Source organism: Pseudomonas sp. PB101, from assembly GCF_009764265.1.
GTDB lineage: Bacteria > Pseudomonadota > Gammaproteobacteria > Pseudomonadales > Pseudomonadaceae > Aquipseudomonas.
In genome coordinates this window covers 47,728-68,005 of the sequence record NZ_RWIR01000055.1, presented here as the reverse complement: position 1 = coordinate 68,005, position 20,278 = coordinate 47,728, and the positions used below count along the sequence as shown (strand labels likewise).

Here is a 20,278-nt window from a genome sequence, read left to right as displayed (position 1 = left end):
GAGTCCGCCATGAAACACGAAACCATCGAGAAAAACGTCGGCCTGTTGCTGCTGCTGATGATCCTGGCCGTGAGCATCGGCGGCCTGACCCAGATCGTCCCGCTGTTCTTCCAGGACGTGACCAACAAACCGGTGGAAGGCATGAAGCCCTACACCGCGCTGCAACTGGAAGGTCGCGACATCTACATCCGCGAAGGCTGCGTCGGCTGTCACTCGCAGATGATCCGCCCGTTCCGCGCCGAGACCGAACGCTACGGCCACTACTCGGTGGCCGGCGAAAGCGTCTGGGATCACCCGTTCCTGTGGGGCTCGAAACGCACCGGGCCGGACCTGGCCAGGGTCGGCGCGCGCTACTCGGATGACTGGCACCGCGCGCACCTGTACAACCCGCGCAACGTGGTGCCGGAATCGAAGATGCCGGCCTACCCGTGGCTGGTGGCCAACCCGGTCGACAGCAGTCATACCGAAACCAAGATCAAGGCCATGCGCACCCTGGGCGTGCCGTACACCGACGACGACATCGCCGGCGCCGTCGCTTCCCTCAAGGGCAAGAGCGAAATGGACGCACTGGTCGCCTACCTGCAAGTGCTCGGCACTGCGATCAAGAGCAAGAGGTGAGCAATGTTTGAATTGAGCACTGGAATGATCCGCGGTCTCGGCACCGTCGTGGTGTTCGTGGCCTTCGTCGGCTTGACCCTGTGGGTATTCAACAGCAAGCGCAGCCCGGAATTCGCCGAAGCGCGCCTGCTGCCGTTCGCCGACGAGCCACAACCTGACATCACCGAAGAATCAGCAACAAGGAGTACCCGGCCATGACCACCTTCTGGAGTACGTGGATCTGCGTACTGACCATCGGCAGCCTGATCGGCCTGACCTGGCTGCTGATCGGCACCCGCAAGGGCGAAACCAAGGGCAGCGTCGACCAGACCATGGGCCACAGCTTCGACGGCATCGAGGAGTACGACAATCCGTTGCCGCAATGGTGGTTCATGCTGTTCGCCGGCACGCTGGTGTTTGCCGTCGGCTACCTGATTCTTTATCCGGGCCTGGGCAACTGGAAAGGCATCCTGCCCGGCTACGAGAACGGCTGGACCGGCGTGCACGAATGGGAAAAGGAGATGACCAAGGCCGACGCGAAGTTCGGGCCGATCTTCGCCCGGTTTGCGGCGATGCCCGTGGAAGAGGTAGCCAAGGATCCACAGGCATTGAAAATGGGCGGCCGCCTGTTCGCCTCCAACTGCTCGGTGTGCCACGGCTCGGATGCCAAGGGTGCGTTCGGTTTCCCCAACCTGACCGACAGCGACTGGCGCTGGGGCGGCAACGCACAAACCATCAAGACCACCATCATGGGTGGCCGCATGGCGGCGATGCCGGCCTGGGGTGAAGTCCTTGGCGAGGCAGGCGTGAAAAACGTCGCGGCCTATGTGCGCCACGACCTGGCCGGGCTGCCATTGCCGCAAGGCAGCAAGGCCGACCTGCAAGCCGGACAACAAGCGTTCAGCACCACCTGCGTCGCCTGCCATGGGGCAAACGGCCAGGGCACCGAAGCCATGGGCGCGCCAAACCTCACGCACCCGACCGGTTTCATCTACGGCACCAGCCTGACGCAGCTTGAACAAACGATTCGTCATGGCCGCCAGGGCCATATGCCGGCGCAAAACGAACTGCTCGGCAATGACAAGGTGCAGCTCTTGGCCGCGTACGTTTACAGCCTGTCACACGCTGCCGGCTCCGAGCATTTGCTGGCCGAAGACAAGGGCGAATAATTCCCGACCGCTCTACTGCCGCATTCACCCGGATGCGGCAGCTTCCCTGCCTCTTTGCGACGCATTGTCGCACCCTCTTTGACTCTTCCTTTCGGTTCCCCGGATTCACGTCTAAGCTTCCCCCGATGCGGACCGGCAAGCACCGGTTCCAGGTCGACCCGAAGCGAGGTGTCCGACGAATCTGCCCGATGACAGGCCGCAAAGGCCGGTAATACCGGCTGTCGCGCCAATTGCCATCGGTCACTCGATCGTTGCGTTTCAACACACCCCGTTACATGTCACCTGAACCCCTCGCCTTTCGAGTTCGCCAGGACATTTTGCCTGCGGGCAATTTTGTCCTTACGCGGTGCATGGAAAGGCCGCAGAATCAGCATTTGAAAGCATTGACCCAGGTCATGGCGCGTTGCAATGACCCCCTGCTTTCTCCATACTTGCGGCCGATTTTTAATCCTAATAAAACACCCAAACCGTGGAACCTTAGAATGAGCACAGCAATCAGTCCGACTGCTTATAACTATAAGGTAGTCCGCCAGTTCGCCATCATGACGGTGGTCTGGGGGATCCTTGGCATGGGGCTCGGTGTCTTCATCGCCTCGCAACTGGTCTGGCCGGAGTTGAACTTCGGTCTGCCATGGACGAGCTTTGGACGCCTGCGCCCGCTGCACACCAACCTGGTGATTTTCGCCTTCGGTGGATGTGCACTGTTTGCCACTTCTTATTACGTCGTGCAGCGAACCTGCCAAACGCGACTGATTTCCGACAGCCTCGCCGCCTTCACCTTCTGGGGATGGCAAGCGGTGATCGTCGGCGCGATCATTACCTTGCCGATGGGTTTCACCACCACCAAGGAATACGCGGAACTGGAATGGCCCCTGGCTATTCTGCTGGCCATTGTCTGGGTCACCTACGGTCTGGTGTTCTTCGGCACCATCGTCAAGCGCAAGACCAAGCACATCTATGTGGGCAACTGGTTCTACGGCGCGTTCATCGTCGTGACCGCGATGCTGCACATCGTCAACCACATGTCGCTGCCGGTCAGCCTGTTCAAGTCCTACTCGGCCTACTCGGGTGCGACGGACGCGATGATCCAGTGGTGGTACGGCCACAACGCCGTGGGCTTCTTCCTGACCACCGGCTTCCTGGGGATGATGTACTACTTCGTGCCGAAACAGGCCGAGCGTCCGATCTACTCCTATCGCCTGTCGATCGTGCACTTCTGGGCGCTGATCACCCTGTACATCTGGGCCGGTCCGCACCACCTGCACTACACCGCACTGCCGGACTGGGCCCAGTCCCTGGGCATGGCGATGTCGATCATCCTGCTGGCTCCGAGCTGGGGCGGCATGATCAACGGCATGATGACCCTGTCGGGCGCCTGGCATAAGCTGCGCACGGACCCGATCCTGCGCTTCCTCGTGGTATCGCTGGCGTTCTACGGCATGTCGACCTTCGAAGGTCCGATGATGGCCATCAAGACCGTGAACTCGCTGTCGCACTACACCGACTGGACCATCGGCCACGTACACGCCGGCGCTCTGGGCTGGGTGGCGATGATCTCGATCGGCGCGATCTACCACATGATCCCGAAACTGTTCGGTCGTGCGCAGATGCACAGCACCGGCCTGATCAACACGCACTTCTGGCTCGCGACCATCGGTACCGTGCTCTACATCGCTTCGATGTGGGTCAACGGCATCACCCAGGGCCTGATGTGGCGTGCAATCAACGATGACGGCACCCTCACCTATTCGTTCGTCGAAGCGCTGCAAGCCAGCCACCCGGGCTTCATCGTCCGCGCCCTGGGCGGTGCATTCTTCGCCACCGGCATGCTGTTCATGGCCTACAACGTATTCCGTACCGTACGCGCCTCGAACCCGGCTGAAGCCAAAGCCGCCGAACAGATTGCCGTAGTTGGAGCTCACTGATGAAGCATGAAGCAGTCGAGAAGAACATTGGCCTGCTGGCCTTCTTCATGGTCATCGCCGTCAGCGTCGGCGGCCTGACCCAGATCGTTCCGCTGTTTTTCCAGGACGTCACCAACAAGCCGGTCGAGGGCATGAAGCCCCGCTCCGCCCTTGAACTGGAAGGCCGGGACGTTTATATCGCCAACGGTTGTGTCGGCTGCCACTCGCAGATGATCCGTCCGTTCCGTGCCGAAACCGAACGCTACGGCCACTACTCGGTCGCTGGTGAGAGCGTCTGGGACCACCCGTTCCTGTGGGGTTCCAAGCGTACCGGTCCGGACCTGGCCCGTGTTGGCGGTCGTTACTCCGATGACTGGCAGCGTGCGCACTTGTACAACCCGCGCAACGTAGTGCCAGAGTCGAAAATGCCGGCCTACCCGTTCCTCGTGGAAAACAAGCTCGACGGCAAGGACACCGCGAAAAAAATGGAAGTCTTGCGCACGCTCGGCGTCCCTTACACCGACGAAGACATCGCCGGTGCCAAGGATGCCGTGAAGGGCAAAACCGAAATGGACGCGCTGGTGGCCTATCTGCAAGGCCTGGGCACCATCATCAAAAGCAAACGGTGATCTAAATGGATATCGGGATGATTCGTGGCCTGGGCACCGTTGTCGTGATGGTGGCCTTCATCGGTCTGGCGTTGTGGGTATTCAGCCCCAAGCGCAAGTCGGAGTTTGAAGACGCGACCTTGCTGCCTTTCGCGGATGATCCCGAAGCCATCAAGCACGTCGAGCAAGCTTCTAGGAGTAACAAAGAATGACTACATTCTGGAGTCTGTACGTCACAGTCCTCAGTCTCGGTACGATCTTCGCCCTGACCTGGCTGTTGCTGTCGACCCGCAAGGGCCAGCGCAGCGAGCAGACGGACGAGACGGTTGGGCACTCCTTCGACGGGATCGAGGAGTACGACAACCCCCTGCCGAAATGGTGGTTCATGCTGTTCGTGGGCACCATCATCTTCGCCCTCGGCTACCTGGTGCTGTACCCGGGCCTGGGCAACTGGAAAGGCCTGCTGCCGGGTTACAACTACCTGGATAACGAGAAGCAGACCGCGTTCGCCAACGGCCAGACCGGCTGGACCGGCGTTCACGAGTGGGAAAAGGAAATGGCCAAGTCGGACGCCAAGTTCGGTCCGATCTTCGCCAAGTTCGCCGCCATGCCAATCGAAGAAGTGGCCAAGGACCCGCAAGCCCTGAAAATGGGTGGTCGCCTGTTCGCTTCCAACTGCTCGGTTTGCCACGGCTCCGACGCCAAGGGCGCCTATGGCTTCCCTAACCTGACAGACGCCGACTGGCGCTGGGGTGGCGAGCCGGAAACCATCAAGACCACCATCATGGGCGGCCGTCATGCGGTGATGCCGGCGTGGGCTGAAGTGATCGGCGAGCAAGGCGTGGCCGACGTGGCCGCGTTTATCCTGACCAACCTCGATGGCCGCAAGTTGCCGGAAGGCGCCAAGGCCGACCCGGCTGCCGGACAGAAACTGTTCGCCACCAACTGCGTGGCATGCCACGGTCCGGAAGGCAAAGGCACGCCAGCGATGGGCGCCCCCAACCTGACTCACCCGGCCGCGTTCATCTACGGTTCGAGCTTCGCTCAACTGCAGCAGACCATCCGTTACGGCCGTCAGGGCCAGATGCCTGCGCAAGAGGCAATGCAGGGTAACGACAAGGTTCACCTGCTGGCTGCTTATGTCTACAGCCTGTCTCACGGTGAGAAGGCAGCGGACGCCGAGTAAGGCAAACGCTTGAAGCAACAAAAAACGGCCCCGCCAATGTGAATTGGCGGGGCCGTTTTGTTTAAGGCCAGGCTTCGATGTTCAGGCGGTCAATCGGTCAGAGCACTCTTGAAAGGAAACGAGGATTGAACGCCTCACCGCAAAACTCGTCCATAATTCCCAAGTCAATTGATTCAAGTCATTACACCATCAAATGATTTTGCCAAACGTGACCAAAGGTCGCACCCGCAGGCTAGAGCGACAGGCGTATCATTGCGCCACTGCAGCACCCCTTTTTGACCGCGGTCGGCACGTACTGACCGAGGCACTTTTCCACTGCCGTGGGATGCAACGATGAGCAACCAGATTCCGGTACACGACGTCACTCCACCCGCCAAGAACGCGAACAACAGCGTCGACCTCTACGCCTCCAGGGAAAAAATCTACACCCGCGCCTTCACCGGCCTGTTTCGCAACCTGCGGATGGCCGGCGGTGCCGTGCTGTTCCTGCTGTATTTCGGCACGGTGTGGCTGAACTGGGGCGGCCATCAGGCCGTCTGGTGGAACCTGCCGGAGCGCAAGTTCTTCATTTTCGGCGCCACTTTCTGGCCCCAGGATTTCATTCTGCTGTCCGGCATGCTGATCATCGCCGCGTTCGGCCTGTTCTTCATCACCGTGTACGCCGGCCGGGTCTGGTGCGGTTATACCTGCCCGCAAAGCGTCTGGACCTGGATCTTCATGTGGTGCGAAAAAGTCACCGAAGGTGACCGCAACCAGCGCATCAAGCTCGACAAGGCGCCGATGAGCGCCAACAAGTTGCTGCGCAAATTCAGCAAGCACAGCCTGTGGCTGCTGATCGGCTTCGTCACCGGCATGACCTTCGTCGGTTACTTCTCGCCGATCCGCGAACTGGTGTTCGAATTCTTCACCGGCCAGGCGGATGGCTGGTCGTACTTCTGGGTCGGCTTCTTCACCCTCGCCACTTACGGCAACGCCGGCTGGCTGCGTGAGCAGGTATGCATCTACATGTGCCCGTACGCACGCTTCCAGAGCGTGATGTTCGACAAGGACACCCTGATCGTTTCCTACGACCCACGCCGTGGCGAAAGCCGTGGCCCGCGCAAAAAAGGTATCGACTACAAGGCCCAGGGCCTGGGTGACTGCATCGACTGCACCATGTGTGTCCAGGTCTGCCCGACCGGCATCGACATCCGCGACGGCCTGCAAATCGAATGCATCGGTTGCGCCGCCTGCATCGATGCCTGCGACGCCATCATGGACAAGATGGAATACCCGCGCGGGCTGATCAGCTACACCACCGAGCACAACCTGTCGGGGCAGAAAACCCATAAACTGCGCCCGCGCCTGATCGGCTATGCCGTGGTGCTGCTGGCGATGATCAGCTTGCTGGTGACCGCGTTCTTCATGCGCTCGCTGGTGGGTTTCGATGTCAGCAAGGACCGCGTGCTGTACCGCGAGAACGCCGAAGGCCGGATCGAAAACGTCTACAGCCTGAAAATCATGAACAAGGACCAGCGCGACCATACCTACCTGCTCGAAGCCTCCGGCCTGCCGGATCTCAAATTGCAGGGCCGGCGCGAGATCAAGGTCGCGGCCGGCGAGATCGTCAGCCAGCCGGCCGAGCTGTCCGTCGCACCGGAAAAACTGCCGTCGAGCACCAACGAGGTGAAATTCATCCTCAAGGATGCCGATGACGACAGCATCCACATTGAAGCCAAGAGCCGGTTCATCGGCCCACAAAATCGTTGAGAGAACTGAACATGCCCGCTGCAAATGCCGCAAGTCCCTGGTACAAGCACCTCTGGCCGTGGATCATCATCGGGATCCTGGCCTGCTCGGTGACGCTGACCTTGTCCATGGTGACCATCGCGGTGAAGAATCCGGACAACCTGGTCAACGACAACTACTACGAGGCCGGCAAAGGCATCAACCGCTCCCTCGACCGTGAGCTGCTGGCCCAGAACCTGAAAATGCGCGCCAGCGTTCATCTCGATGACGTGACCGGCGAAGTCGACCTGCGCCTGAGCGGCGACAGCCAGCCCACGACCCTGGAGCTGAACCTGATCTCGCCGACCCAGCCGGAGAAGGATCGCAAGATCACCCTGACCCGCAGCGACACCGAACAGGGCCGCTACATCGGCCAGTTGAGCGACAAGATCGAAGGTCGCCGTTTTGTCGAATTGCTCGGCACCCAGGACGAGCACATCTGGCGCATGTTCGAAGAGGAACTGGTCAGCCATGACAAGGACCTGCTGCTCGGTGACGAGCCGCTGCAGGGCGCCGAAGACCTGAAGAAGTAAAAGCTGCGCTTCGCGCATCGCGGGCAAGCCCGCTCCCACAGGGTTTTGCGTACGCCGCAAATCCAATGTAGGAGCCGGCTTGCTGGCGATGGGGCCCACCCAGACGCCATAGAACAACCATGACCACCCCACTCCCCTGCTACCACTGCGCCCTGCCCGTCCCGACCGGCAGTCGCTTCACCGCCGTCGTGCTCGGGGATTCCCGCGAGTTCTGCTGCCCGGGTTGCCAGGCCGTGGCCGAGGCCATTGTCGCCGGCGGTCTGGAAAGCTATTACCGGCACCGCAGCGAAGCCTCGGCCAACCCCGAAGCGCTGCCGGTGCAACTGGTGGACGAACTGGCGCTGTACGACCGTGCCGATGTGCAGCAACCCTTTGTCCGCCACGATGGCGACCTCGCCGAAACCACACTGTTGATGGAAGGCATCAGCTGCGCGGCCTGTGGCTGGCTGATCGAAAAACACCTTCGCACCCTCCCGGCAGTGGCCGAAGCACGCCTGAACCTGTCCAACCATCGCCTGCACGTACGCTGGGCCGATGGGCAATTACCGCTGAGCCGGGTCCTCAGCGAACTGCGCCACATCGGTTACGCCGCACACCCGTACCAGGCCGACCGCGCCAGCGAACAACTGGCCAGCGAAAACCGCCTGGCCCTGCGCCAGCTCGGCGTGGCCGGGCTGCTGTGGTTCCAGGCGATGATGGCAACCATGGCCACCTGGCCCGAATTCAACATCGACCTCAGCCCCGAAATGCACACCATCCTGCGCTGGGTCGCGCTGTTCCTCACCACCCCGATCGTGTTCTACAGCTGCGCGCCGTTTTTCAAAGGCGCCATGCGCGATTTGCGTACCCGCCACCTGACCATGGACGTTTCCGTGTCGCTGGCCATCGGCAGCGCCTACATCGCCGGCATCTGGACCTCGATCACCGGGGTCGGCGAACTGTATTTCGATGCCGTCGGCATGTTTGCCTTGTTCCTGCTGGCCGGACGCTATCTGGAACGCCGCGCCCGCGAGCGTACGGCCGCCGCCACCGCGCAGCTGGTGAATCTGCTGCCCGCCTCGTGCCTGCGATTGATGCCTGACGGCCAGAGCGAACGCATTCTGCTCAGCGAACTGCGTGTTGGCGATCAGGTGCTGGTTCACCCAGGCGCCATTCTTCCGGCTGACGGCAAGATCCTCGACGGTCAGTCGAGCGTCGACGAGTCGCTGCTGACCGGCGAATACCTGCCGCAACCGCGCACCCTCGGCGACGCGGTCACCGCCGGCACCCTGAACGTCGAAGGCGCACTGACCGTCGAGGTCCAGGCCCTGGGCCAGGACACCCGTCTCTCGGCCATCGTTCGCCTGCTCGATCGTGCCCAGGCGGAAAAGCCGCGACTGGCGGAAATCGCCGACCGCGCCGCGCAATGGTTCCTGCTGCTGTCGCTGATCGCCGCCGCCGCGATTGGCCTGTTGTGGTGGGAACTGGACTCATCGCGGGCCTTCTGGATCGTACTGGCGATGCTGGTGGCGACCTGCCCGTGCGCGTTGTCGCTGGCCACACCGACCGCGCTCACCGCCGCTACCGGCACCTTGCACAAACTGGGACTGCTGCTGACCCGCGGCCATGTGCTGGAAGGCCTGAACCAGATCGACACGGTGATTTTCGACAAGACCGGCACCCTCACCGAAGGCCGCCTGGCGCTGCGTTCGATCCGCCCCCTCGGCGCGCTCGACAGCGATCAATGCCTGGGCCTTGCCGCCGCCCTGGAAAACCGCTCTGAACACCCGATCGCCCGGGCGTTCGGACGTGCACCGATGGCCGCCGAAGAAGTTCACAGCACCCCGGGCCTTGGCCTGGAGGGGCTGGTTGACGGGCGACGCCTGCGCATCGGCCAGCCGGGATTCGTCTGCGAACTCAGCGGCGCAGTGGTGCCGTCGATGCCCGAAGAAGCCGGCCAATGGCTGCTGCTGGGTGACAGCCAGGGACCGCTGGCCTGGTTCGTCCTCGACGATCGCCTCCGTGCCGACGCGCCGGCGCTGCTGGACGCGTGCAAGGCACGTGGCTGGCGCACGCTGCTGTTGTCCGGCGACAGCTCGCCGATGGTCGCCAGCGTGGCGGCGGAGCTGGGCATCGATGAAGCCCATGGCGGCTTGCGTCCGGACGATAAACTGCAAGTCCTGCAACAACTGCACAAAGAAGGCCGCAAGGTGTTGATGCTCGGCGACGGGGTCAATGACGTGCCGGTGCTGGCGGCTGCCGATATCAGCGTCGCCATGGGTTCGGCCACCGATCTGGCGAAAACCAGTGCCGATGCGGTGCTGCTGTCCAACCGCCTCGACGCGTTGGTGCAAGCCTTCAGCCTGGCGCGGCGCACCCGTCGGGTGATTATCGAGAACCTGCTGTGGGCCGGGTTGTACAATGGCCTCATGTTGCCCTTCGCCGCCCTCGGCTGGATCACTCCGGTCTGGGCGGCGGTGGGCATGTCGATCAGTTCGTTGACCGTGGTGTTGAACGCGCTGCGCCTGACTCGCATGCCGAGCGCGCCCGCCGCCAGCACCTCGCCAGAAACCCGCCCGCTGCCGGCCTGAGCCGCGCGGGCATGGAGTCCAGATGCCAGCTCTCTACGTGATGATTCCCGCTGCGCTGCTGATCGTGGCCATTGCCGTCTATATCTTCTTCTGGGCGGTCGACAGCGGTCAGTACGACGACCTCGACGGCCCGGCCCACAGCATCCTGTTCGACGACCAGGATCCGAACCACACCGCTGCCGTCGATGAGGCCAGCGGCCAACCGGCCAAGCCGCAAGACAAGGCTCCGCCCCATGCTTGAGTTGGCGCCCATGCTGGTGTCTGCGGTGATCCTCGGTTTGCTCGGCGGCGGCCATTGCCTGGGCATGTGCGGCGGCTTGATGGGCGCGCTGACCCTGGCGATTCCCAAGGAACAACGCAGCCGGCGTTTTCGCCTGCTGCTGGCCTACAACCTGGGCCGCATTCTGAGCTATGCCTGCGCCGGATTGCTGATCGGCCTGGCCGGATGGGCCGTGGCCAGCAGCCCGGCGGCGATGTTCCTGCGCGTCCTCGCCGGCTTGCTGCTGATTGCCATGGGCCTGTACCTGGCCGGCTGGTGGAGCGGCCTGACCCGCATCGAAAGCCTCGGTCGCGGCCTGTGGCGACACATCCAGCCTGTCGCCAACCGCTTGCTGCCGGTGTCGAGCGTTCCGCGCGCACTGCTGCTGGGGGCGCTCTGGGGCTGGCTGCCGTGCGGTCTGGTCTACAGCACCTTGCTATGGTCGGCCAGTCAGGGCAATGCCCTGGACAGCGCATTGTTGATGCTCGCGTTCGGGCTCGGCACCTGGCCGGTGCTGCTGGCGACCGGCCTTGCCGCCGAGCGCATCACCGCACTGTTGCGCAAGCGCAGCGTGCGCATGGCGGGCGGGTTGCTGGTGATGCTGTTTGGCATCTGGACCTTGCCGGGGCCGCATCAGCATTGGCTCATGGGGCACTAGATCGGCGGCGCCCCCTTCGCGAGCAGGCTCGCTCCCACAGAGGAGCGCATTCCAAATGTGGGAGCGAGCCTGCTCGCGAAGGGGCCCTCGCAAACAGCAAAGATTCTGACCTTGATGCAAATCAAGATGCCCCGCCCCGCCCTCGCATAAAGTGGCTGACACTGCCAGCCAATCCGGGGGAATGCCCGCATGATGCTCGACGCCATTCGTTGGGACACCGATCTGATCCGCCGTTATGACCTGGCGGGCCCTCGCTACACCTCGTACCCGACTGCCGTGCAGTTCAACAGCCAGGTCGGCACCTTCGATCTGTTTCACGCCCTGCGTGACAGCCGCAAGGCCCAGCGCCCGTTGTCGCTGTACGTGCACGTGCCGTTCTGCGCGAACATTTGCTACTACTGCGCCTGCAACAAGGTCATCACCAAGGATCGCGGGCGGGCGCAGCCCTACCTGCAGCGCCTGGAACAGGAAATCCAGTTGATCGCATGCCACCTCGACCCCGCGCAGAAAGTCGAGCAACTGCACTTCGGGGGCGGCACGCCAACCTTTCTCAGCCACGACGAACTGCGTCAGTTGATGGCGCATCTGCGCAAACACTTCAACTTGCTGGACGACGACTCCGGCGACTATGGCATCGAAATCGACCCACGCGAGGCCGACTGGTCGACCATAGGCCTGCTGCGCGAACTGGGGTTCAACCGGGTCAGCATCGGCCTGCAAGACCTCGACCCGGCGGTGCAACGCGCGGTCAATCGCCTGCAAAGCCTGGAAGAAACCCGCGCGGTGATCGACGCCGCCCGCACCCTGCAGTTTCGCTCGATCAATATCGACCTGATCTATGGCCTGCCGAGACAGACGCCGGAGAACTTCGCCCGCACCGTCGAGGAGGTCATCCGCCTGCAGCCGGACAGGCTTTCGGTGTTCAACTACGCCCACTTGCCGGAACGCTTCATGCCGCAACGGCGCATCAACAGCAATGAACTGCCGACACCCGCGCAGAAACTGGAAATGCTGCAGCGCACCATCGAGCAACTGATCGCTGCCGGTTACCGCTACATCGGCATGGATCACTTCGCCCTGCCCGACGATGAACTGGCGATCGCCCAGGAAGAATCGACCCTGCAGCGCAACTTCCAGGGCTACACCACCCACGGTCATTGCGATCTGATCGGTCTCGGCGTCTCGGCGATCAGCCAGATCGGCGACCTCTACTGCCAGAACAGCAGCGATCTGAACCAGTATCAGAACGTCCTCGCCACGTCGCAACTGGCCACCAGCCGCGGCCTGCTGTGCAATGCCGATGACCGGCTGCGACGGGCGGTCATACAGCAACTGCTCTGCAATTTCAGTCTCGAGTTCGCTGACATCGAACAGGCCTTCAACATCGACTTCCAGGGCTACTTCGGCGATCTCTGGCCGCAGCTGCAAGACATGGCCAAGGACGGGCTGATCGAACTCGATCGCGACAGGATCAGCATCCTGCCCGCCGGACGACTGTTGGCGCGCTCGGTGTGCATGGTGTTCGACGCGTACCTGGAACAACACAGTCGCCAGCGTTTTTCACGCGTCATCTAATTCTGCAAGCAAGCGCCCCAGACTGGCCCCGAGATCCTATGGTGAGTTACCCTTACGTCTTATGTGTGATTTCCCACAAGGATTGAAGAAATGTCCGAGCCAGTAAAACTGCGCGCTCATACTCAAGCCCATTGCAAGGATTGCAGCCTGGCCCCTCTTTGCCTGCCACTGTCGCTGAATCTGGAAGACATGGATTCGCTGGACGAAATCGTCAAGCGCGGCCGACCGCTGAAAAAAGGCGAATTCCTGTTCCGCCAGGGCGATACCTTCGATTCTGTTTACGCAGTGCGTTCTGGCGCGCTCAAGACCTTCAGCCTGAGCGACACTGGCGAAGAACAGCTCACCGGTTTCCACCTGCCCAGCGAACTGGTCGGCCTGTCGGGCATGGACACCGAAAAGCACCCGGTGTCGGCGCAAGCCCTGGAAACCACCTCGGTGTGTGAAATTCCCTTTGAACGCCTCGACGAACTGGCCCTGCAATTGCCGCAGTTGCGCCGTCAGCTGATGCGCGTGATGAGCCGCGAAATCCGTGACGACCAGCAGATGATGCTGCTGCTGTCGAAGAAAACGGCAGACGAACGCATCGCCACCTTCCTGGTCAACCTCTCGGCACGTTTTCGCGCCCGGGGCTTTTCCGCCAATCAGTTCCGCCTGAGCATGTCGCGCAACGAGATCGGCAACTACCTGGGCCTGGCGGTCGAGACCGTTTCCCGGGTGTTCACGCGCTTCCAGCAAAACGAACTGATTGCGGCAGAAGGCAAGGAAATCCGGATTATCGACCCGATCCAGCTGTGCGCCCTGGCCGGGGGCTCACTGGAAAGCTGAAACAAAACGTTGCGGCTGAGCGAAACGGTTCAGCCGCCGTTATAATGCGTCGTTTGCAGCCCTGCCAGGACACCACGACGATGGTCTTCGACTCCTTCGACATCAAATCCCTCATCCGCCCTGTCATCGACTTCCCGAAACCGGGCGTGATCTTTCGCGACATCACCCCGCTGTTCCAGTCGCCGACCGCCCTGCGCCTGGTAATGGACAGCTTCGCCCACCGTTACGTCGAGGCTGACTTCACCCATATCGGCGCGATGGACGCCCGCGGTTTCCTGATCGGTTCGGTACTGGCCTATCAGTTGAACAAGCCGCTGGTGCTGTTCCGCAAGCAAGGCAAACTGCCGGCTGACGTGCTGGCCGAGGGCTATGCGACCGAATACGGCGAAGCCTTCCTGGAAGTGCACGCCGACAGCCTGTGCGAAGGGGATTCGGTGGTGATGTTCGATGACCTGATCGCCACTGGCGGCACCCTGATTGCAGCGGCCAACCTGATCCGTCGCATGGGCGCGCGGGTGCATGAAGCGGCGGCGATCATCGACCTGCCGGAACTGGGTGGATCGCAACGCCTGGAAGACATGGGCATTCCTACGTTCTGCCTGACGCAGTTTGCCCTTTCCGATAAGTAAGTGGCGTCTTAGCTGACGCCATCGCGGGCAAGCCCGCTCCCACAGGGATCTTTGGCGGACACAAATTTTGTGCATGACAAAGAACACTGTGGGAGCTGGCTTGCCAGCGATAGCGTCAGCGGCAACACCATAAAATTCAAGATCGGTTCAAAGCCCCATCTGCTTGCTGATGATCTCGTTCATCACTTCCCGCGTCCCGCCGCCAATCGACAGGATCCGGTTGTCGCGGTACAGCCGCTCCACCAGACTCTCGCGCATGTAACCCAGACCACCGAGTATCTGCACCGCATCGGTGACGATCCGGTCCGCCGTATCCGTCGCAAAATTCTTGGCCATGGAAATTTCCTTGATCACGCTCTGCCCCGCCGCCATTTTCGCGGCCTGGCGGTAAGTGAACTCGCGGGACACTTCCAGCGCGGTCGCCATTTCGGCGAGACGATGCTTGATCACCTGAAACTTGCCGATTGGTTTGCCGAAGGCTTCGCGCTGGCGCGCCCACTTCAGGCTCTCCTCCAGCGCCAGCTGCGCGGTCATGTTGGCCATCAACGCCAGGGCCAGGCGTTCGCTCTGGAAATTGCCCATGATGCAGGCAAAACCCATGTTCTCGACGCCGATCAGATTGCCCGCAGGCACCCGGCAGTCATCGAAGAACAGTTCACCCGTGTCTGACGCCCACCAGCCCATTTTCTTCAGTTGCCGTCCTACGGTGAAACCCGGTGTGCCCTTTTCGATCAGCAACAGGCTGATGCCGGAAAACCCCGGCTCACCGGTACGCACCGCGACGGTATAGAAGTCCGCACGCACACCACTGGTGATAAAGGTTTTGCTGCCACTGACCCGGTAACAATCGCCATCACGCACGGCGCGGGTTTGCAGGTTGGCGACGTCGGAGCCGCCGCCGGGCTCGGTGACGGCCAGGGCGCTGATCTTCTCGCCTGACAGCACCTGAGGCACCACACGATCGCGCACTTCGGCGCGCGCCCACTTGAGAATGGGCGGCAAGCCGATATCCAGCGACCCCAGGCCGGCAACCAGCCCGCCTGAGCCGCAACGCATCAATTCCTCACTGGCGGCAACCTTGGCGAACAGATCGACTTCGTGGCTGCCGCCGTAAGCCTCCGGGTAGCCGATGCCGAGAATCCCCGCCGCGCCGGCCTTGAGGTAAAGCTCGCGAGGAAAGCTTTCGGCTTCTTCCCACTGCTCGATATCAGGAAGAATCTCGCGCTCGACGAAACGTCTGACGCTGTCGCGGACCAATTGGTGGCTGGGATCGAAGTATTCCTGAAAGGCAGACATCGGCGAGCTCCACTGAAGGGGTCAGTGAAGTTAACCGAGCGCTTGCTTGGTTTTCAACAGGATTGTGTGGGTCAGGTGGACCGAGGCGGCTGGATCGCCAGCAAGCCGGCTCCTACGGAAGTCTGTGGTGCACACAAATCAAATGTGGGAGCTGGCTTGCCAGCGATGGCGTCAGCATGGACGCCACATGAACTCAGAGCGAAATTGGCTTACGCCCGGCAAACGAGTGCGCCAGCGTGCCGCCATCCACCAGCTCCAGCTCGCCACCGAGTGGTACGCCATGGGCGATACGCGAGGCGATCAGGCCTTTGCTGCTGAGCAACTGGGCGATGTAATGCGCTGTGGCCTCACCTTCCACGGTCGGGTTGGTGGCCAGGATGACTTCGGCGAAGGTGCCGGCCTCTTCGATCCGCGCCATCAATTGCGGGATGCCGATGGCTTCCGGGCCCAGGCCATCGAGTGGCGACAGATGGCCCTTGAGCACGAAGTAGCGCCCACGGAAACCGGTCTGCTCCACCGCATAGACGTCCATCGGCCCTTCCACCACGCAGAGCAAGGTGTCGTCGCGACGGGTATCAGAACATTGCGGGCACAGATCATCTTCCGTCAGCGTACGGCACAGACGGCAGTGACCGACCCCTTCCATGGCCTGGCTCAGGGCCAGTGCCAGGCGCGAGCCGCCGCTGCGGTCACGCTCGAGCAACTGCAACGCCATGCGCTGGGCGGTTTTCTGACCCACGCCGGGCAAAATTCGCAGGGCGTCGATCAGTTGGCGAATCAAAGGGCTGAAGCTCATGGTGGAAACGTCCGACAAAACAACGAGACGCGGTTTATACCCGCGCCTCGGTTGAGCGTCAAATTGCAGCGTCAATTACTCAGTCGCGGGAAACCCGAACCACCAGCTTGCCGAAGTTGCGCCCTTCCAGCATGCCAATGAACGCATCGGGAGCCTGCTCCAGGCCATCGACCACGTCTTCGCGGAATTTCACCTTGCCATCACGCACCCAGGGCGCCATGGCGCTGAGGAATTCCGGCTGGCGATCACCATAGTCATCGAACACGATGAAGCCCTGGATGCGCACCCGCTTGGTCAACAGGGTGCGTTGCAACAGTGGCAGGCGATCCGGCCCGCTCGGCGCTTCGTGGGCGTTATAGGAGGCAATCAGGCCGCAGAGCGGAATTCGCGCCTTGGCATTGAGCAACGGCACCACGGCATCGAATACCTTGCCGCCGACATTTTCGTAGTAGATGTCGATGCCCTTGCCGCAGGCTTTGGTCAGTTCATCGGCAAAGTCCGGGCTCTTGTGGTCGATGCAGGCGTCGAAGCCCAGTTCGTCGACCACATAACGGCACTTGTCCGCGCCACCGGCCACGCCGACCACGCGCAAGCCCTTGATCTTCGCCACCTGGCCGACCACCGACCCCACCGCGCCGGACGCCGCCGCCACCACCAGGGTTTCGCCCGCCTTGGGCTGGCCGATGTCCATCAGGCCCATGTACGCGGTCATGCCCGGCATACCCAGTACCCCGAGGGCCATCGAAGGGTTTGGCAGCGCGGGAATCGGAATGATGCTGCGACCGTCATTGATGCTGTGGCTTTGCCAGCCGGTGGCACCGACCACCAGGTCACCTTCCTGGAACTTCGGATTGAGCGACCGCTCGACCCGGCTGACGGCGCCGCCGGTCATGACTTCGCCGATTTCCACCGGGGCGGCGTAGGACGGAGCGTCGCTCATGCGTCCGCGCATGTAGGGATCCAGCGACAGGAAAACGGTCTTGAGCAGCACCTGGCCGTCGGCCAGATCCGGCAACGCCACCCGCTCCATGCGGAAGTTTTCCGGCGTTGGCGCGCCTACCGGGCGAGAAGCCAGGACAATGCGTTGATTGAGGGTCATGGGGTCGGACATGGCAGCGTCTCCTGTGATCGATGGGTTTGAGTGATATAGGGAGCAGACCTTTGTGGCGGTATGGCGTTCGATGTTTATTCAGTTGGACCGGGGCGACTTCATCGCTGGCAAGCCAGCTCCCACAGGTTTCGTGAGCCATACATACCCTGTGGGAGCCGGCTTGCCAGCGATGGCGGCCTGTCAGCCACACATATCGGCCAGCCAGAAACAAAAATGCCAGGCGCTATGCCTGGCATTTTTTGTAGCTCATCTGCCGCCTGAAGGCGAATCAGAATGGCAGTTTCATGCCCGGCGGCAGTTGCATGCCGGCAGTCATGCTGCCCATCTTGTCCTGGCTGTTGGCTTCGATCTTGCGCACGGCATCGTTGACCGCGGAGGCGATGACCGCTTCGAGCATTTCCTTGTCGTCTTCGCTCATGCCTTCGACCAGGCTCGGGTCGATGGTCACGCTCTTGACGTCATGGCGACCGGTCATCACCACGGTGACCATATCGCCACCGGCCTTACCGGTGACTTCGGCGTTGGCCAGTTCTTCCTGCATCTTGGCCATTTTTTCCTGCATCTGCTGCGCCTGCTTCATCAGGCCGGCCATGCCACCTTTCATCATGGTAATCACCTCAAAAGTACTTGGATCGAATCAGCGCCCGGCCCATGCGGCCAGGCACCTTCAGTTGTTAGCCCTGAGTGACCAGGGCGTCGACAGGTTCAATAGTATCGTTACGGACCACCGCACCGAACTGCTGCATCATTTGCTGGATGAACGGATCACCGTGGATCGATTCCTCCGCCTCGCGCTGACGGTTGGCGCGGCGGCGCGAAGCCGCCTGTGCCGGGGTTTCCTGCTCGGGCTTGATCAGCTCGATGTTCAGGGTCAGCGTGCGCTGGTGAAACTGGTTCAGCGCGTCGTTGAGGCGACGCTGCTGGGTGGCGTTGAACAAGGCACTGTGGGCCGGGTCCAGGTGCATCAGCCAGTTGTCGCCATCCACCGCGATCAGCGTGCAGTTGGCGGCGATACTGCCAGTCATGCCGGAAATCGGCAATTTCGGGAACAATTCCAGCCATTGCAGGGCCAGGCCGGTGGCGGGCATTGCCGCGGGTTCCGGCTCGGGCTCGGGCGCCGGGTCGGCGGCATGCTCGCTGGCCAGTTCGTCGAGGTAACTGTAGGCCGAATCCATGTCCGGTTCGATGTAATCTTCGTCCAGCGGCGGTTCGTCATCCAAGTCCATGCCCGGGGTCGCGGCATCGACTTCGGCCACCGAAGGTTCCGGGATCGGCGCGGCGGCCCACTCCGGGGCGTCCGGCACCACGCTGTCCGGCGTCGGCAACGGCATCGGCGGTAATTCGGGTTGTTCGCCGGCGGTTTCCAGCACCGGTTCCACCGCCGGTTGCTGAACGGGCGCAGGCTCGACCGGGTCGTTCCACGGCAGGTCGACAACTTCTTCGACCACGACCGTCTCAACCACAGGCGCAGGCTCTGGCACAATCACCGGCGCCACCGGTTCCGGTGCAGGCGCTGGAGGCGCTATCGGTGCAACGGCCGCTGCGACTACCGGCGCAACAACCGGCGCGGCAGCCACTGAGTTTGCGGAATCAACTGTGGCCTGGCTGATCCCCACTGGCTTTAGCGGTTGCCTCGGGGCATCCGCGGTGTCCGCGGGCCGGAACGCCAGCATCCGCAGCAAGACCATTTCAAAACCGCCCCGGGGATCCGGCGCCAGCGGCAAATCGCGGCGGCCGATCAGGCCCATCTGGTAGTAGAACTGCACGTCTTCGGCCGGCAACGCCTGGGCCAGTGCGAGCACGCGATCGCGGTCGCCATGACCGTTATCGACGCCGTCGGGCAACGCCTGGGCGATGGCGACGCGGTGCAGCACATTGAGAATTTCCGAGAGCACGCCGTTCCAGTCCGGGCCCTGTTCGGCCAGGTGGCGGACGGCCTCGAGCAACGCCTTGGCATCGCCTTCGATCAGCGCATGCAGGACGTCGTAGACCTGCCCGTGATCGAGGGTCCCGAGCATTGCCCGCACGTCGACGGCCATGACCTTGCCTTCACCGAAGGCAATGGCCTGGTCGGTCAGGCTCATGGCATCACGCATCGACCCGTCGGCGGCACGGCCCAGCAACCACAGCGCATCGTCTTCGAACGGCACGTTCTCGGCGCTCAGCACATGGGTCAAGTGCTCGACCACACGCTCCGGCGTCATGTTCTTCAGGGAGAACTGCAGGCACCGAGAAAGGATCGTTGCAGGAAGTTTCTGCGGATCAGTGGTGGCCAGGATGAACTTGACGTAGGGTGGCGGCTCCTCGAGGGTTTTGAGCAGCGCGTTGAAGGAATGGCTGGAGAGCATGTGCACTTCGTCGATCAGGTAGACCTTGAAGCGCCCACGGCTCGGGGCGTACTGCACGTTGTCGAGCAATTCGCGGGTATCTTCGACCTTGGTGCGGCTCGCGGCGTCGATCTCGATCAGGTCGACAAAGCGGCCTTCGTCGATTTCGCGACACACCGAGCATTCGCCGCAGGGCGAGGACGTGATACCCGTTTCACAGTTCAGGCATTTGGCAATGATCCGCGCGATGGTGGTCTTGCCGACCCCGCGGGTACCGGTGAACAGGTACGCGTGGTGCAGCCGCTGGCTGTCCAAGGCATTGATCAGAGCCTTGAGCACATGGGTCTGGCCGACCATTTCGCGGAACGAGCGCGGACGCCATTTACGTGCAAGAACCTGATAACTCATCGAAAACCGTCGCAGCGAAGGAAGCAGAAGCGGCTAATGCTAGCGGAGCAAGGCACAAAT

General features: G+C 62.0%; 20 protein-coding genes. 15 read left to right on the top strand and 5 right to left on the bottom strand.

Features of this window, described 5'->3' with window-relative positions:
* Positions 1-9 precede the first annotated feature (9 nt).
* From ccoO (EI969_RS17085) to EI969_RS17015, 15 genes are all read left to right on the top strand, one after another.
* Positions 10-618, top strand: coding sequence for a cytochrome-c oxidase, cbb3-type subunit II (gene ccoO, locus EI969_RS17085; RefSeq protein ID WP_160388822.1), 609 nt, complete (start codon positions 10-12; stop codon positions 616-618).
* Positions 619-621: 3 nt separating this feature from the next.
* Entirely contained in the window at positions 622-816 is a 195-nt protein-coding gene (locus EI969_RS17080) for a cbb3-type cytochrome c oxidase subunit 3 (RefSeq protein ID WP_160388821.1), read from the top strand.
* Positions 813-1,766, top strand: a complete 954-nt coding sequence (ccoP, locus tag EI969_RS17075; protein WP_160388820.1) for a cytochrome-c oxidase, cbb3-type subunit III — start codon at positions 813-815, stop codon at positions 1,764-1,766. Before EI969_RS17080 ends, ccoP (EI969_RS17075) begins: the two co-directional genes overlap by 4 nt.
* A gap of 482 nt (positions 1,767-2,248) precedes the next feature.
* Positions 2,249-3,691, top strand: coding sequence for a cytochrome-c oxidase, cbb3-type subunit I (ccoN, locus tag EI969_RS17070; protein WP_046041350.1), 1,443 nt, complete (start codon positions 2,249-2,251; stop codon positions 3,689-3,691).
* Positions 3,691-4,299 carry a cytochrome-c oxidase, cbb3-type subunit II gene (ccoO, locus tag EI969_RS17065; RefSeq protein WP_095047713.1) on the top strand — a complete coding sequence of 203 codons (609 nt, stop codon included), beginning with the start codon at positions 3,691-3,693 and terminating at the stop codon, positions 4,297-4,299. The genes ccoN and ccoO (EI969_RS17065) overlap by 1 nt, the downstream gene beginning before the upstream one ends.
* Before the next feature lie 5 nt (positions 4,300-4,304).
* Positions 4,305-4,490, top strand: coding sequence for a CcoQ/FixQ family Cbb3-type cytochrome c oxidase assembly chaperone (locus EI969_RS17060; protein ID WP_003175465.1), 186 nt, complete (start codon positions 4,305-4,307; stop codon positions 4,488-4,490).
* Positions 4,487-5,464, top strand: coding sequence for a cytochrome-c oxidase, cbb3-type subunit III (gene ccoP / locus EI969_RS17055; RefSeq protein ID WP_160388819.1), 978 nt, complete (start codon positions 4,487-4,489; stop codon positions 5,462-5,464). The genes EI969_RS17060 and ccoP (EI969_RS17055) overlap by 4 nt, the downstream gene beginning before the upstream one ends.
* Before the next feature lie 333 nt (positions 5,465-5,797).
* Positions 5,798-7,213 (top strand): cytochrome c oxidase accessory protein CcoG, encoded by a 1,416-nt coding sequence (gene ccoG, locus EI969_RS17050; RefSeq protein WP_160388818.1) that lies wholly within the window; start codon positions 5,798-5,800, stop codon positions 7,211-7,213.
* Between the two features lie 11 nt (positions 7,214-7,224).
* The gene (locus EI969_RS17045) at positions 7,225-7,764 is read left to right on the top strand and encodes a FixH family protein (RefSeq protein ID WP_160388817.1); all 540 of its coding nucleotides are present in this window, start codon (positions 7,225-7,227) and stop codon (positions 7,762-7,764) included.
* A 119-nt stretch (positions 7,765-7,883) separates the two neighbouring features.
* Positions 7,884-10,334 carry a heavy metal translocating P-type ATPase gene (locus tag EI969_RS17040; RefSeq protein WP_160388816.1) on the top strand — a complete coding sequence of 817 codons (2,451 nt, stop codon included), beginning with the start codon at positions 7,884-7,886 and terminating at the stop codon, positions 10,332-10,334.
* A 22-nt stretch (positions 10,335-10,356) separates the two neighbouring features.
* Positions 10,357-10,575, top strand: a complete 219-nt coding sequence (ccoS, locus tag EI969_RS17035; protein WP_007971444.1) for a cbb3-type cytochrome oxidase assembly protein CcoS — start codon at positions 10,357-10,359, stop codon at positions 10,573-10,575.
* Positions 10,568-11,251, top strand: a complete 684-nt coding sequence (locus EI969_RS17030) for a sulfite exporter TauE/SafE family protein (RefSeq protein WP_150715755.1) — start codon at positions 10,568-10,570, stop codon at positions 11,249-11,251. The genes ccoS and EI969_RS17030 overlap by 8 nt, the downstream gene beginning before the upstream one ends.
* Positions 11,252-11,443: 192 nt before the next feature.
* Positions 11,444-12,826: an oxygen-independent coproporphyrinogen III oxidase gene (gene hemN, locus EI969_RS17025; protein WP_160388927.1), complete on the top strand. Its 1,383-nt coding sequence runs from the start codon at positions 11,444-11,446 to the stop codon at positions 12,824-12,826.
* Between the two features lie 90 nt (positions 12,827-12,916).
* Positions 12,917-13,651 carry a fumarate/nitrate reduction transcriptional regulator Fnr gene (fnr, locus tag EI969_RS17020; protein WP_160388815.1) on the top strand — a complete coding sequence of 245 codons (735 nt, stop codon included), beginning with the start codon at positions 12,917-12,919 and terminating at the stop codon, positions 13,649-13,651.
* An 80-nt stretch (positions 13,652-13,731) separates the two neighbouring features.
* Positions 13,732-14,280 (top strand): adenine phosphoribosyltransferase, encoded by a 549-nt coding sequence (locus tag EI969_RS17015; RefSeq protein ID WP_008057870.1) that lies wholly within the window; start codon positions 13,732-13,734, stop codon positions 14,278-14,280.
* Positions 14,281-14,427: 147 nt separating this feature from the next.
* Here the strand turns inward: EI969_RS17015 and EI969_RS17010 are convergent, their stop codons facing one another.
* From EI969_RS17010 to dnaX, 5 genes are all read right to left on the bottom strand, one after another.
* Positions 14,428-15,576 (bottom strand): acyl-CoA dehydrogenase family protein, encoded by a 1,149-nt coding sequence (locus tag EI969_RS17010; protein ID WP_160388814.1) that lies wholly within the window; start codon positions 15,574-15,576, stop codon positions 14,428-14,430.
* Positions 15,577-15,769: 193 nt separating this feature from the next.
* The gene (gene recR / locus EI969_RS17005) at positions 15,770-16,372 is read right to left on the bottom strand and encodes a recombination mediator RecR (RefSeq protein WP_160388813.1); all 603 of its coding nucleotides are present in this window, start codon (positions 16,370-16,372) and stop codon (positions 15,770-15,772) included.
* 79 nt (positions 16,373-16,451) lie between these two features.
* A complete protein-coding gene (locus tag EI969_RS17000; protein WP_160388812.1) occupies positions 16,452-17,483 on the bottom strand; it encodes an NADP-dependent oxidoreductase in 1,032 nt (343 codons plus the stop codon).
* A gap of 268 nt (positions 17,484-17,751) precedes the next feature.
* Positions 17,752-18,090: a YbaB/EbfC family nucleoid-associated protein gene (locus EI969_RS16995; RefSeq protein ID WP_007971455.1), complete on the bottom strand. Its 339-nt coding sequence runs from the start codon at positions 18,088-18,090 to the stop codon at positions 17,752-17,754.
* Positions 18,091-18,157: 67 nt separating this feature from the next.
* Positions 18,158-20,218 carry a DNA polymerase III subunit gamma/tau gene (gene dnaX, locus EI969_RS16990; RefSeq protein WP_160388811.1) on the bottom strand — a complete coding sequence of 687 codons (2,061 nt, stop codon included), beginning with the start codon at positions 20,216-20,218 and terminating at the stop codon, positions 18,158-18,160.
* Positions 20,219-20,278: the final 60 nt, after the last annotated feature.